The 14544-nt window shown below is 37.7% G+C and carries 15 protein-coding genes; 1 reads left to right on the forward strand and 14 read right to left on the reverse strand.

The features are described 5' to 3' along the window. Window position 1: 1 nt before the first annotated feature. The 3 genes from N0O92_RS10725 to N0O92_RS10735 form a co-directional block, all read right to left on the reverse strand. Window positions 2-1435, reverse strand: a complete 1434-nt coding sequence (locus N0O92_RS10725) for a sensor histidine kinase (protein ID WP_315614650.1) — start codon at window positions 1433-1435, stop codon at window positions 2-4. After that, the gene (locus N0O92_RS10730) at window positions 1432-2409 is read right to left on the reverse strand and encodes a substrate-binding domain-containing protein (protein WP_315614651.1); all 978 of its coding nucleotides are present in this window, start codon (window positions 2407-2409) and stop codon (window positions 1432-1434) included. The genes N0O92_RS10725 and N0O92_RS10730 overlap by 4 nt, the downstream gene beginning before the upstream one ends. Before the next feature lie 453 nt (window positions 2410-2862). After that, window positions 2863-3873 (reverse strand): LLM class flavin-dependent oxidoreductase, encoded by a 1011-nt coding sequence (locus N0O92_RS10735; RefSeq protein WP_315614652.1) that lies wholly within the window; start codon window positions 3871-3873, stop codon window positions 2863-2865. Window positions 3874-4194: 321 nt separating this feature from the next. On the opposite strand from N0O92_RS10735, the gene N0O92_RS10740 reads away from it, so the two are divergent. Beyond that, window positions 4195-4785, forward strand: coding sequence for a molybdopterin-dependent oxidoreductase (locus N0O92_RS10740; protein ID WP_315614654.1), 591 nt, complete (start codon window positions 4195-4197; stop codon window positions 4783-4785). A 305-nt stretch (window positions 4786-5090) separates the two neighbouring features. Here N0O92_RS10740 and N0O92_RS10745 read toward each other — a convergent pair whose 3' ends face one another. The 11 genes from N0O92_RS10745 to N0O92_RS10795 all read right to left on the reverse strand — a co-directional run bounded on the left by N0O92_RS10745 (window position 5091) and on the right by N0O92_RS10795 (window position 14535). Continuing rightward, window positions 5091-6020 carry a ketopantoate reductase family protein gene (locus N0O92_RS10745; protein ID WP_315614655.1) on the reverse strand — a complete coding sequence of 310 codons (930 nt, stop codon included), beginning with the start codon at window positions 6018-6020 and terminating at the stop codon, window positions 5091-5093. Between the two features lie 85 nt (window positions 6021-6105). Beyond that, window positions 6106-7212 carry a 3,4-dihydroxy-2-butanone-4-phosphate synthase gene (gene ribB, locus N0O92_RS10750; RefSeq protein ID WP_315614656.1) on the reverse strand — a complete coding sequence of 369 codons (1107 nt, stop codon included), beginning with the start codon at window positions 7210-7212 and terminating at the stop codon, window positions 6106-6108. A 212-nt stretch (window positions 7213-7424) separates the two neighbouring features. Then, window positions 7425-7682, reverse strand: coding sequence for a ferredoxin (locus N0O92_RS10755; protein ID WP_315614657.1), 258 nt, complete (start codon window positions 7680-7682; stop codon window positions 7425-7427). A gap of 6 nt (window positions 7683-7688) precedes the next feature. Next, on the reverse strand, window positions 7689-8177 hold the full coding sequence (locus N0O92_RS10760; RefSeq protein WP_315614658.1) for a flavin reductase family protein: 489 nt from the start codon (window positions 8175-8177) through the stop codon (window positions 7689-7691). Window positions 8178-8199: 22 nt separating this feature from the next. Beyond that, window positions 8200-10101, reverse strand: coding sequence for a XylR N-terminal domain-containing protein (locus N0O92_RS10765; RefSeq protein ID WP_315614773.1), 1902 nt, complete (start codon window positions 10099-10101; stop codon window positions 8200-8202). A gap of 56 nt (window positions 10102-10157) precedes the next feature. Beyond that, window positions 10158-10544, reverse strand: a complete 387-nt coding sequence (locus N0O92_RS10770; protein WP_315614659.1) for a VOC family protein — start codon at window positions 10542-10544, stop codon at window positions 10158-10160. A 99-nt stretch (window positions 10545-10643) separates the two neighbouring features. After that, window positions 10644-10844, reverse strand: a complete 201-nt coding sequence (locus N0O92_RS10775) for a hypothetical protein (RefSeq protein ID WP_315614660.1) — start codon at window positions 10842-10844, stop codon at window positions 10644-10646. A gap of 28 nt (window positions 10845-10872) precedes the next feature. Next, a complete protein-coding gene (locus tag N0O92_RS10780; protein ID WP_315614661.1) occupies window positions 10873-11871 on the reverse strand; it encodes a 3-hydroxybutyryl-CoA dehydrogenase in 999 nt (332 codons plus the stop codon). Continuing rightward, complete coding sequence (locus N0O92_RS10785; protein ID WP_315614662.1) at window positions 11871-12965, reverse strand: NAD/NADP-dependent octopine/nopaline dehydrogenase family protein; 1095 nt, start codon at window positions 12963-12965, stop codon at window positions 11871-11873. The genes N0O92_RS10780 and N0O92_RS10785 overlap by 1 nt, the downstream gene beginning before the upstream one ends. Before the next feature lie 30 nt (window positions 12966-12995). Then, the gene (locus tag N0O92_RS10790) at window positions 12996-14417 is read right to left on the reverse strand and encodes an amidase (protein WP_315614663.1); all 1422 of its coding nucleotides are present in this window, start codon (window positions 14415-14417) and stop codon (window positions 12996-12998) included. Beyond that, entirely contained in the window at window positions 14410-14535 is a 126-nt protein-coding gene (locus tag N0O92_RS10795) for a hypothetical protein (protein WP_315614664.1), read from the reverse strand. Before N0O92_RS10795 ends, N0O92_RS10790 begins: the two co-directional genes overlap by 8 nt. Between the last annotated feature and the right edge of the window lie 9 nt (window positions 14536-14544).

A 14544-nucleotide genomic window follows, 5' to 3' on the forward strand; every position in this document is an offset into this window, starting at 1 on the left:
ACTACCTCCTCTCTTTAAACAGATAAATGGTGACTTTCGTTCCTCCTTCTACCTTGCTTTCAATTTCCATGACAGTCTCACACCCATTAAAAAGACGAAGTCGTTTCACTACATTACTTAACCCTATTCCAGATGTCTGGCCTTTTTGAGAATCACGTCGTTCCTCCATAATTTGTGTAATGGTTTCATCAGACATCCCTGGACCATCGTCCTCCACTTCTATAATGACCCTGTCTCCCCCATCCTTTACACGAAACCATATGACACCACCTTGTTCAAAAGGTTCGACGGCATACATTACGGCATTTTCTACTATGGGTTGTATAGTTAGACCAGGTATCTCCACCTGCAAGCAGGTTTCTTCCATTTCCACATAAAAGTTCAATCGGTCTGTAAACCTTGCTTTTTGAATTTCCATATAATCTCGTAACACGTTTACTTCATCAATAAGCGTCATGTTCTTATCAAGATGCTTTAAGTTATATCGTAATAAGTCAGCCACACTAGTAATTAAATCACTTGTTTCTTCAGAACCCTCCATATACGCCTTTTTTGAAAGTGTATTCAACGTGTTGAATAAAAAGTGTGGATTAATTTGACTCTGTAATCTTTGCAGCTGACTTTCTTTTAGCAGCAATTTACTTTGTTGCAATTCTTGTTCTAGTTTTGCTTTCTGTCGGATTTCAGAAATAAGATTATTAATATTCACTCTCATCTGTTCAAACATCTGTGCTAAAAAGGCAATCTCGTCCCTTGAATCTACTTCAATTTTCACGTCAAACCTCCCCTTTGATAAATAACTCGCTGCCTCAGTAAGTTTTTTTACAGGTTTGGTTATTCTGATAGAAAACCAATACGTGAAAAGCAATAATAGAATGATAATTAACGAAAGTACCAAAAAACCTAGTTTCTTTACACCTTCTGATTGCGTAATAATTCCACGGTAAAACGGATCAAATGTCTTTAGTTCTAGGTCAATTAATGTTAGTGTCATTTCCGAAATATAATTAGAAATATGCGTTGCTTCCTTCAGTATGATCATCGAACTTTCCGAGCTTGGCTCTTCATGTAAACGGACGGAGCGATCCGTTGCTTCTACTAGACTGTCAATCAAATTCATATAGTTGGCTAATGCTAACTCATTCGCTTCATTTCTATGACCCATCACATCGTATTTCAATATTTCAATTTTCTTTTTACTAGTATTAATAAGCTCTAAATGATCACTCGTAGGAGTAACCAAGTAATTGTTTAATTCTGTAATCATGTTTTGACTTGTACTAGTTAATTCATTCAAAGTTAAATATCGCTCAAGTACATAATTATATTGGTCTTGCATTTTTTGATTATAGTACGTTAAGGACACCCAAATGACGGTCATAATTAATAAGACAACGATAGCTAGTACCCAAATTTTCTTCTGTAAACTATTCATTGTACGTCCGCTGCTTTCACGAGCTCAATGTCCGTATGATAACCATCTAATTCAAGCGGTTCTGTACCATCTTTCAACCATTTCATCATTAAACTAACACTACGCTCTCCCATCCTTTTAGGAGATTGTTCAACCATCGCATCTAGTGTTCCTTGTTTCAGAAGTAAACATGATGCACTATCCTCGTCAAATGAATAAATGTGATAATTCTCCACTTTTGTGCGTCTGCTAATCTCCTCAACAATATGTGAAGCGAAAGTCGCATTTACAGCAATGAAAGCATTAACATTTGGATGTCTATTTAGTAAATCTTTTGTTGTTCCCACTCCATCTTCCCTTGATTCGCTTGATTCAGCAACGATAAACTCAATGTTAGGATAATTGACTAATACGTCTTGAATTCCCGAAAGTCGCTGTTTTTGATAATACTGCTCTTTGCTATCTTTCATAATAATAACTTGACCTGCTGTTCCCATATCTTTAATAAGTTGATTCGCGATTAATTCTCCTGCTAAATAGTGGTCTGATCCAACATAGGTTTTTCGAAGACTTTCTTCCATCGGTACATCATTTGCCACTGTAATGATTGGGATTCCATGGGATGCTGCTTTCACTTTCGTTAACTCTTTAAATTCATCCGTACCTAATCCCTGAACAATGATCCCATCCACTTTTGCGTAAATCGCTATGTCAATTTGCTTTAAGAAATCCTCCTGATTCCCAGCGTAACTTCCCCAAACTTCCAACCTTGCCCCCTCGTTCCGAGCTTGGTCTTTCGCCCCTTCACTAACTTTTTCCCAAAAAGGGGTATCTAACTCTCGGGTAATTAAGACAATACGATTATGAATGGAATGATCTGCTGTTGTTTCTGGTATTTGCCAGTCAGCATAAAATACGTCAACTGCCGAGTTAATTGTAAAATAAAAAAGAATGATAGATATGATAACGGTTACAAAAGTAATAATCTTTCTCATGTAAAACCTGCCCCTTTACTAGATTTAACAAATGATTAAAGTATAAATCCAGGATTCTATAACGTAAGATAATTTTTTAATAATTCTTTTAATTATAGCGTATTTCGATTATGTATCAATATAAAATCGTCTCAAAGGAAAATACATAATTCCATGGAGGAAACTAAAAAAGAATGACCCTTATTTGAAGGTGCAGGTTGGCGAAGAAACGAGTAAAGATAAAGTAATTGATTAAAAACTGTAAATAGGACTGAATTACAACAAAAAAATCATCGAAGGCTAGTCGGCATAGTACCGAAAAAACCTTCGGATGGAAAACAATACAAACGAACGAGTCACTCTCTTATAATAAAAAACCTTGGTATAATCAAGGCTCGATGTGGCTTATTGTTGATGCAATCTGGTAATGAAACAAAAGAGCAAGAGATCTCTCTGTCCCCTTGCTTCCTTTTCCTATAACCCCATTATTTCTGCCACGAGTTGGTGGGAGTAGAGTCGGGCGTTGTGGTCATAGACCATTGTACTCACCATGATCTCATCTGCCTTCGTTTCATCTAAGAAGGATTGCAGCTTTTTCTTTACGTTGATAGGACTTCCAATGAACGTGGAGCCTAATTGTTTTTCTAAAACTGCCTTCTCATATGGGCTCATGAGTTCATCCAAATTCTTCACTGGTGGTTGTAACTGTGTTGGTGTGTTCCTCATCATGTTTAGGAAGCTTTGTTTGATAGAAGTGGCTAGCAATTCTGCTTCCTCATCCGTATCTGCCGCGATGACGTTTACTGCAACCATTGCATAAGGCTCTTTATAATCCTCCGACGGTTTGAAGTTCTCGTAATACAATTCCAGGGCCGGTAGTGTGTTTTCAGGTGAAAAATGACTAGCGAACGCAAACGGCATCCCGAGTTGTGCCGATAATCGGGCACTAAATCCACTAGAACCTAACAACCAAATTGGGACATTTGCTCCTTCCCCAGGGATGGCTCGTACCGCTTCTGAACCTTGGAAATAGGCTTGCAGTTGTTCTAATTGTTCTGGGAAATCATCTCCATTGGTGTAGTTAGCCCCACGAAGGGCATGAGCTGTTCGTTGGTCCGTCCCCGGTGCACGACCTAATCCTAAATCAATTCGACCTGGAAACATAGCTTCAAGGGTTCCGAATTGCTCCGCGATAACCAGTGGCGAATGGTTTGGAAGCATGATTCCACCGGACCCAACACGAATAGTAGAAGTATGTGCCGCTACGTGGCCGATGACTACGGATGTTGCAGAGCTTGCTATGCCAGGCATATTATGGTGCTCCGCTAACCAATATCGTTTAAAGCCTAGTTTTTCCGTTAATTGGGCTAACTCGATCGAATGTTGGAAAGATTGGCTAGGCGTCCCCCCTTGCACGATGGATGCAAGGTCAAGGACCGAGAAGGATATATCGTTAATGGATTTTGTCGGTCTAGTTATTGGCATGGATATCCACTTCTTTCTTTTTCATTTCCTAGTTGATGGAGCTTAAATGTGTTGATTATTATAGTGTTGATGTGACTCCATACAAAAAGTTAGTACTTATTTTGTTTTTATCATAACAGGAAGAAGAGATGATTTAAATTGAGATGACTTGGTTGAAGGCGTGCGTTCGTAAACACCTTATGGAAAACGTCATTTGTTACTCGATTTAGAACCTTTCCCTATTATCTACCACTAATAGCATTTCAGTTAGTTGCGAAACCATCTAGAAATCGGTATTATTTTTACCACAAATACCATTTTTTACATAGAAAGGAAATAACCATGGCAAAATTACCTCCAGGACAATTCGGAACAGAGAAATGGCCTGTTTTACATCAAGGTGACGTGTATGAATTTAATGAAGAAACATGGAAATTTACACTGTTTGGTGAAGTGGAAGAAGAGAAAACCTTCACTTACTCTGAAGTGATGAATTTACCAAAAACGATTTCTCCGATTGACATGCACTGTGTGACGACATGGTCTAAATTTGGAATGGCGTTTGAAGGGATTCCGTTACGAGCGTTAGTAAACAAAGTAAGGCTTCATCCAGACGTCCATTATGTGAAAATATTCGGCTACTACAATGGGGACCCATTTGGTTACTCAGCAAATTTACCGTTGAAGGATTTAATGGGAGATGATGCATTGTTCGTGTTTCGCTATAAGGATGTAAATCAGGAACAATGGTCGGAGATTACACCAAAGCATGGCTATCCATTAAGGTTTATCTCCCCTGCCTCCTTTTACCTATGGAAGGGATCGAAATGGGCTACTGCCATTCAATTCATGAAGGAAGATGAAGAGGGATTCTGGGAGGAGTTAGGCTACTCTATGACGGCGAATCCATTTAAGGAAGAGCGGTATCGATGATTTTACTGTGAAAGGTGCATAGATCTTAGCATTTTTGGACCAATCTCCTATTTCTCCCGGGAAAAGTGCGCAAAAGGTACTAAATGAATCCTTGAGATTAGGACAGGCAGGTTAGTCGATTGGCCATCCACGCTTTTGGAATTCAGAGCACCACAGCATGAATGGCCTCACTGCCTAGTTCCTAAAGTCATGCTCGGCTACATTGGTGGGCAAACACGCTCGATACATATTGGAGCAGGGGCCAGTGTTGCTTCCACATTAGTCCTTATCGAGTCACTGAAGATCGTAAGGAAGCCTCAACTTTCTTAATATACTCTTTCATCTCTTGTTTTCTCAATAATTTTAATTAATTCATAAAAGGTTTCGGTAACTGGTACTTTCATGTTTAATTGTTTTGCCTCTTTTATGACCGCACCATTTAGCGAATCTACTTCAGTTTGTTTTCGATTTAGAACATCTTGAAGCATAGAAGGCTTATGTGAAGCATACTTTACAAAGGCTTCACTTACTAGCGAACGAACCCTCACTCTATTTACTTTTATACCTTTCTTTATAGCAATATCGAGAATCTCCTCAACTACTTTAAATGCTAAATTTCTTCCTTCTTTCAACTCCCCTAAGAAACCGACTTCTAGAGCTGTGATTGTTGCTAAACAGTTTAATGAGCAGTTAAATGCTACCTTTTCCCAAATATATGGGTAAATATCGGTATGGGTAGAGCATTGAAATCCAGCTTCGTTAAACATTTTCACTATTTTTTTCAGCTCTTTCGGTACCGTCTGGTTAAGCATCATCAACCTTGTTTCTCCGGAACCTACTGATTTAACATAACCTGGCCCTATTAAATCACTTGGAACGTTCGTCACACCCACGATGATTTGATTTTCGTTAAAAAAGGACTGAATCAATCTGGCATTGTTTAAGCCATTTTGAATCGTTATAATCATCGTATTTTCGTGTACAAGGTGGAGAATAGACTCTATCGCTTTTGGGGTGTGAAAGGTCTTTGTAAACAATATAATTAAATCTGCTTTCCCCTCCATATCTTCTGCAAACTTCGCAGCAATCTGTATGATGTCTTTCTTATTCTCTCCTTGTATGAGTAGTCCATCAGAGTTCACTTTTTCAATATGTTCGACCCAAACATCTACTAAGGCTACATCAAAGCCCTTTTCCTTTAAGCGACCACCAAAAAGAGACCCCATTGCACCTGCTCCAACCACTAGTATCTTCATATACTCTCCTTTCTTTTACATGATTCATCAGCAGGCTGTGTTTTTATAGTTCTATGATTACATGCTATAAAAATTAGCTTATATTTCATAAAACTTGTTTAGGTTCCTTGGACATGATAATAATTTCGAAAGTAAGAAGAATTTCTTCCACTTCTGGAACCGATTGCGAGAGTCTAATTTTGTTTATCCCTAAATCCTTTAATATTTTCGCCATAACTACGTAATCATCATGAAGTAACTCGGCATCTTGGCATGTTTGATTCAAATTCTTTTTTGAATACATATTTGTAAACATATCTTCCTTCTTTTGTTCTTTCCTAATACAGAAGACACCTCTTGGTTCTTCTTGTTCTAGTTTTTTCATTCGTTCTTTCAGATCATCTTTATGAGACCATCCAATAGATTGCAGTAATTTATTGGCTGCTGTTTCAACGTAGATATCAATGATACGTTCAGCTGTGTCATTATCATTCAAAACTAAAATGTGTTCAGAATTTGTTAAATAATTGTTATACATATAGATGGATAATTTCTTATTTTCTACAGTCAATTTATGAACACTTTTTCGTTCAACTAATTTCTCTTTCCTTTTTCTATAGGCAATTAGATCTTGAATAGAGATGATCTTTAATTGATGGTGCCTTGCCATAACCTGTAGCTCCGGGAGACGAGCCATCGTACCATCATCATTCATTACTTCACAGATGACAGCAGCTGGTGTTGCATGAGCAAGCCTCGCTAAATCAACAGCTGCCTCCGTATGCCCATCCCTTTCTAGCACACCGTTTTGTCTTGCTTGAAGTGGAAACACATGGCCTGGTTTTCTAAAGTCTTCTGGCTTGCTGTTTAGATTTAACAATTCTTGAATGGTTAAAGCCCGATCTTGTGCTGATATCCCTGTTCCTGTTTGTATATGATCAACTGAAACGGTAAAAGCTGTTCTATATTTATCTTCGTTCTCCTTCACCATAAGTGGAATTTGCAACCTATTTAATAACTCTTCTGCCATCGGAACACAAACTAGGCCTTTTCCATACTTGGTCATAAAGTTAATATTTTCTGGCGAAGCAGCTTCAGCCAAACAGACTAAATCTCCTTCATTCTCACGATCATCCCGATCTACCACAATAACCATTTTTCCAGCTTTTAAATCTTGAATAGCAGAATGAATTGAAGCAAATTCAGCGCACATTTTCGATCACCTCATTTTTATATGATCTAAATAACTAAGATAAACTTCTTATCTAAATCGTAACGAAAGTTTATTCGCAAAACCATATATGTTTAGGTTTAAAAATTGATAATAATAAGACATAACCGTACAGATTTCACAATGCAACACGACTAGAAAAAAAGACTCCAACTTTGTGATCGGAGTCTTTTTTTCCAGTATGAAATTGTTGTTTACATCGCTTCTTCATATTTTAACGGATTACCACAGAAAGGTTCATCCGCAACTTTAATGGATTCCGTTGGACATCCTTCACGAGCATCCTCTAAGTCTTCCAATAAGTCAACTGGTATGGTTTCTGTACCTTCATTCTCATCTAGAATAACAAATGAAATTCCCTCTTCATCAAAGTCAAATATATCTGGTGCTGTTGCCCCGCATGCTCCACAAGCAATACAGGTTTCTTTATCGACAATTGTATATTTCCCCATGCCGATCTACCTCCCTTTTACTTCAGTGCTTGATAATTGACCAATTTTCCCTCTAAAAAATAGAAGTGGTTGTTTCTCTTGGTCATAATCAACTTTTTTTACCCTTCCAGTGACGATATAATGGTCTCCACCCTCAAGTACATCTTCTACCATACACTCAATGGTTGCGAGATTCTGACTGATTATGGGAACTCCATCATTAGATAGGCTATATGTCACCCCTTCGAATCTATCAGCAGACTTACTAGCAAATTTCCAGCATTCATCTTCTTGACCTTCCTGCAAAATATTAATAGCAAATGGTCTTTCCTTAGTAAAGGCCACCATACTACTTGATCTTTTATCAATACAGACTAATATTAATGGCGGATCTAGCGATAAGGAAGAAAATGCATTTGCTGTTAACCCAATTAGCTCCTCTCCCATTGTCGTCGTAACAACTGTAACTCCTGTTGCAAACTGACCAAGTGTATTACGAAATTCTCTTCCATCCATAATAAAACTCCTCCTCTTTCCCCTAAATTTCTACTTTGATTTCCCCTAGCATAAGGAGAATTTGTAAACATATTTGAATCTCAAATCGAGATTGAGAACTTGATAGATCCATTTCCAACAAATCTTCTATTTTTTGAATTCGATATCTCATACCGCTTATTGAAATCGACATTTCACGTGCTGTTTTGTGAAGATTAAATTCATTTTGCGAATAATAAAAGAGAGTGATTAATAATTCCGAGTTTTTCTTCTTATCATAGATCAGAATTGTATCTAATTTTTCTTTAGCAAACTCCTCCAACTCCTCTGGTGCCCTAGCATTTAAAAACAGTCTCAAATAACCTAATTCATTTGACATCATCACTCTTGAATGAGAAGACTTTGCCTTCGCCTTGGTTTTGGCCAACTCTACTGCTTTTATAGCCTCTTCTGATTTGGAATAAAAGGATGATATGTCCTTAGTTACACCGCTTACCCCAATAAACGCTTCACAAGCGTGCTTTTCAAATTTTTTAAGCAGTTGGTTAGCGAATTCTTTAATAGTAATCTGTTGTTTGTTCAGATTTTCTTGGGAAATGATAACTTGTAAAGTATTTAGTTTCGGTAAAATCAAAGAATGAGGACCAAAACTTTTTGATTGTGCATAAAACAAGTCAATCATCTTATTACGAATTTGAAGATACTCAAAGTCGTGACTTTTGATACTCTCACCTGCTTTAGTAATATCTATTAAAAGAACGTAATGAGGTTCATTCAAATTATAACCAAGATAGGAGAAGCGTTTTTGGATTTCGATGCTGTCTACTTCTTTATTATTAAGTAATTGCTCTAATAACTCTCCCTTAAGTCTTTGTTCTGTTTCTATTGCCACTCTCTCATTTTGAATATACAAAGCTGTAATAGTAGTCGATCTTTCTAGTAGATCTTTAAGGAAATGTAAATTTTGTTGATCACTAATGATATTAATATATCCATAGATTTGATCCTTTATAATGATAGGCGCTGTTAAAAGTTTGAAGATCTTATGTGGTAAATCTGTCTCGACGACTCCACAATTTTTTTTGAATATATCTTCATGATTACTAATAGATTGAGCTGATATATATTGATCCATCCCTGGATTAATTCCAAATCTAACTAAAGGCTCAAAGTCTCTATTCTCAATCAAAACCGTGCAATGTAGACTCTCTCCTATAATTGTAGCAAACGATTGTAACCCTTCTCCTTCTAGCATTGCCTGCATTAAGTTGCGGCTTAATGCGTATCCTTTTTCAAATTGTTCTTTCTGTTGTTCGACTCGCCTGTACATTTGATCCAATTCACCGGACATATCCTCATCTTCATAGTACATAAGCTCTTCCGCTATCTCATTCCCCCAAGCATCTACAGTCTTTCCAACATAGCTGCAATGGTCATCTCCTTTTCCTTTACAAGTCACTTCTTTAAAGATAGTTTTTTTCCCTAAACACTCACTTGTATAACCACTAGCATATCCTACTAAGTAATAACAAACAGGTTCTGAATGTTCAGAAAAAAAATTCAAATGCTGCTTAGCTTCATATGAGTCAATCCAATAACCAGAGACATCAAACCTGCCATTTTCAATATCTACCTGAAACGAGTCGGGATACGAAAAAGCTCTTCCCGTTATATGATGCATCTTGGTACCAGCTATAAGCCATTCAAGATGATCCTTCCAACTAATTTCCTCTTTGAGAACTCTAGCCTCGTGAGCACCGCAGTGATATCCATAACGTAACAAAAAACGTTTTGCACGTTGAACTCCAAGTGCGTTTATCAAGTCTCTTCGAAGAAGTCCCAAAGCTTCAGTACTTGTAAATGTTAATTGCAAATCTTTTAATTTTTTCCCTGACTTTTCTTGAATACTTATCAAATGATCTAAGTTTAGTTCGTTAGCTTTCATCACAAATCATCACCCCCCTATTATTAGGTTTTCTGACTCCCATAATTTCTCAGTCTTTATCTTGGTCTTTCTACCAACTGTAACAATTCCTTATTTAGGCCTTGAAAAAAGATCATTCGTGCTCCATCAATTGCTTTTTTTGGCTTTTCACTATGAAACGTAATTCCTTTTTCTTGTAATTCCTTCATAACTTGATCAAGGTTCTCTACCGAAAAAGCAATATGATTGACAATACCATCGGCTGAGTATTCGGTAGTTGGTGTAAGATCTCGAATAAGTTCAATCTCCACTTCAGGTTTTGATTCTAGATAAATAAAAGCCATTTCTCTTACATCATTTTGACCTTTAATGCGTAATTGAAAACCAAACAGATCTTGATAAAACTGAATTGTTCGCTCAAGATCTTGTACGACCACAGCAATATGTTCAATTTTTTGAATCACGTTTTTAGCACCTTTCTAATAGTTTTTGCTTGTTTAATAAGACTGTAAGAAAGAGAATCAGAAGCACCCAATCATGTAGCAAAGGTGCTTCCTTTAAACTCAATTGATCACATCACCATAAAAATAGATTGTATGATCATTCTTGGTTACTTCTATTGAGGTTACATGAATGCTATTTCCGTTTATATGGATGACTTCATCTTCTAACATTTCCCGTAACGTTGGGTAGGTTACTTCAGAAAGGTATTTATTTAACCCAACTACTGCGACTACTGTAAAATTCGTATTTGTAAGAATCATAGATTCTCCTTTCTCAGAACCAATTTACCTAGATAATTGACTTGCTGGTGGCTGGCGGCCTGATAAAACCAAGATGGTTAAGAAGATCAACAAACTTAACAATGGTTTGTTTTTGATATTCTGTAACGTTCACTTCATTAAAGTCGTAAAAACCTTTTCCCGATTTCATACCAATATCTCCACTTTTCATATTCTCAGAAATGACATCAGGAGGGCTAAAACGATCATCATTTAATGAATCCTTTAAATAGTGACTTGCATAGTACAGAATATCTCCGCCTCCCCAATCAACGAACTCCAGCAATCCTAACACTGCAAAACGAAGGCCAAAACCAACTCTTGCTGCTTTATCTATTTCTTCAACAGAAGCGACTCCTTCCTCTGCCAACCTTGCAGCCTCATTCATCGTTAATGCTTGAAGTCTGGGTACGATAAAGCCTGGTGAGGCTGCGCATGTTACGGGTACTTTCCCAACTGCCTCTAATAATTCTCTCGTTTGCTGCAGTACTTTCTCATCTGTTTTCTCACTAGGACTAACCTCAACAAGAGGAATCAAATAAGCTGGGTTTAACCAATGTGTATTTAAAAATCGCTCTGGCCTTTCAACAAATTGGGCTATTTCATCTACTAAGAAGGTAGAGGTTGTCGATGCAAGAATGGCTGCATCGTTTGCATAGCGAGATACTTTTTGAAAAGCGTCCTTTTTTACATCGATGACCTCAGGTACGGCTTCAAAAATAATGTCTGCATTCATAACAGCCTTTTCTAACTCTTCTGCATGATGAAAAAAAATTCGGTCCGTTATTACAGATATTTGATTTTCATCCAAAACATTTACCGAGGATAAGAAGGTCATATTTGATTCGATTTCTTGTAATGCTTCTTTTTTGATTTGCTGCTTCCCATCTTCATTTCTTTGTTTTATATCAACAAGATGAACCTTATAGCCAGAATAAGCAAAGACATGAGCAATCCCTCTTCCCATTCTCCCAGCACCTATGACAGAAACAGTCCATTGCTCATCCATCATATTGAAACACCTATTCCTTGAGTTAACAGTACTTTCATCTCCTCTAATGAAAGGGTATTTAAATGTAAGTTCTCTAACGTTCTTCCATTTTCTCTCCAGTTTTCCTCAGCTACTCCTGAAGCAATCGCTAGCAGTCCAGTAGCTGTCGGTGCAGGAATGTTTAGCCAATCGGCCAGAGAAACTAGAAACGCTAATCCACATGCAATATCTTCTTGCATATAACGATGTTTCTTTAAATCTAACGGTTCTAACCAATCTTTCCCGTCAACTAATTTTTCGTGTGCCCCATTTCCATACATCCACTCTTCTCCGTCCAAACTGTAATGATCAGCTAGAGGAAAATGAGGAGCCCCATAACCTAGTGCTTCTCTAACCGCTATTCTTTCTGCATCGAGTGCATCATGTATCCTTCGTACAGATGGTTGAGTTCCTTCATTATGAATATCCCAGCGATCAAAATGCTCAATAGGACCTGCATTCATCATAATTAACGGAGGATGAATGATTGGGCCAGCATTCATCAAAGCCCCATCAAGTGCATCTTGAATCGGTTCAACAGAAGGGTATGCTTTTATTAATACATCAAAAGCATGTTGGGACCTCTCAGCAGGGAAAACTCCAGTTGGGAGCCTTGTTGCACGTCCCGAAATTGATACAGTATCACTGTCATGCTTTCTCGCTAAGTATGGCAATGTCCCTGTTTCTGCGAACGTTATTTCTGCTTGACAACCTTCATTTTCTAACGTTTTCGCCATTACGTAACTGCCAAATGTACCAGGTGGCAAAAAGATTACCTGACCATCTTCTAAATATGGAGAAAGTTGTTCAGCCACAGATTGTTGAGAAGTGGCTGGTAATGGGATCACAATTAATTCTGCCCCGCTTATCACATCTTTCAAATTGGTACTAACAAGAGCTAGGTCTACCACTCTAGTCCCATTAATATCGCGTACCTTCATACTCTGATTTTGAATAATAGTTGCAAAATCGTCTGCGTTTCTTCTCCACCACCTTACATCATGACCACTCTCTGTTAAATCCGCAGCCGCTGCATAACAACCGTTCCCTCCACCAATAACAGCAATATTCATGTGCAAATCATCCCTTCTATCCGTTTATATTTAGACCAACGTTTTTAAATAAATAATATTTTCTTCTAATTTACTAACCCACTCTTGAGTTTTTTCATATAGATCACCAATTTGAAAAAGTTTGCTTTCTTCAAATGGCTTACCTATTAATTGGAGCCCTACTGGAAGATTGCTAGGCATAAACCCACAAGGAATGGTCAGCGCAGGTAACCCAGTAATATTGGCAAATGGTGTTCTCCCTAACGTAAACATATTGTTTATAGCTTCTTGGGGAGGAATGGTGCCTATTGAAAAGGGCTCTATTGCGTTTGTAGGAGCCACAATTGCATCAATATTCAAATCATTGATTTTATTCAGAAATCTGGAGAGGAACAACTTCCTTGTTCTTTGTGCATTGATATAATTAGTGGCTAATACATCTTGGCCGAAATGAAAACGAAACTGCAAATCCTCTCCATATAAATGTTTATACTTTTTTAGAATCGGCTCATGGAAAGCAACTACTTCAGATTGAGCAATAAGCTTAAGGGAGTTAAGAACTTCTTCCAACCCATCAACCTCGACGTCAACTACTTCTGCGCCTAATTGCCTTAAGTCAGAGATCGCTCTCATTACAACCATCTCAACTTCTGGACTAATTTCTTCAAAAAAATGAGAGTGAATAACCCCTAATCTCAATCCTTTTAAACTTGTTAATGGAGAATAATCAACTGGAGCTGATACTTTGGATGAAGAAGAATCACTTGAATCATAACCAGAAATAATATCTAGCATGAGAGCGGAGTCTCCCACTGATCTCGTCATCGGTCCAATATGATCAAGTGACCAGCTAAATGGCAAACAACCTTTTCGGCTTACCCTTCCATAAGTAGGTTTTATTCCAGTAATTCCACAAATAGCTGCAGGTAGCCTAATAGAGCCCGCCGTATCAGTGCCGATGGCTCCAAAGCTCATTCCCGTTGCAACTGCAACGGCAGATCCACCGCTAGATCCTCCTGGAATCTTCGTTACATCCCACGGATTACGGCAATTTCCAAATGTAGCATTTTCAGTTGTTGCCCCCATCGCAAATTCATGCAGATTCGCTTTCCCAATTATAATGGCTCCAGCTTCTTTTAATTTTGATATAACTGTTGCATCATCACTTGGGATCCAATTTTCAAATACTTTCGACCCAGCCGTTGTCTCAACTCCTTTTGTTTCTAACAAATCCTTCACAGCAATAGGCACTCCATGTAATGGACCACGTATTTGACCAGTCATCACTTCTTTTTCTAATATAGAGGCTTCTTCTAATGCTGAATCAGACATCACTTTAATAAAAGCATTTAATACAGGATCTAACTTCTTAATTTGTTCAAGTGACTGCTTTGTTACATCTACAGGTGAAATCTCTTTATTCGCTATCATGTTTGAAAGACTCTTAATATCTTTGAATAATAGTTCACTCATCGACTCCCCTCCAATCTTCTAATGAAAACTGAAAGGCTGGTTCTACATCCAAAAGCTCTATTTCCTGCTCATTGTCAAGTGGGGCGAGTATTTTCTTAACGTATTCTTTGAACTCCATTAATGCTGT

Origin of the sequence: Alkalihalobacillus sp. MEB130, from assembly GCF_032335535.1 — a bacterium.
Taxonomy (GTDB): domain Bacteria; phylum Bacillota; class Bacilli; order Bacillales; family Bacillaceae_D; genus Halalkalibacter.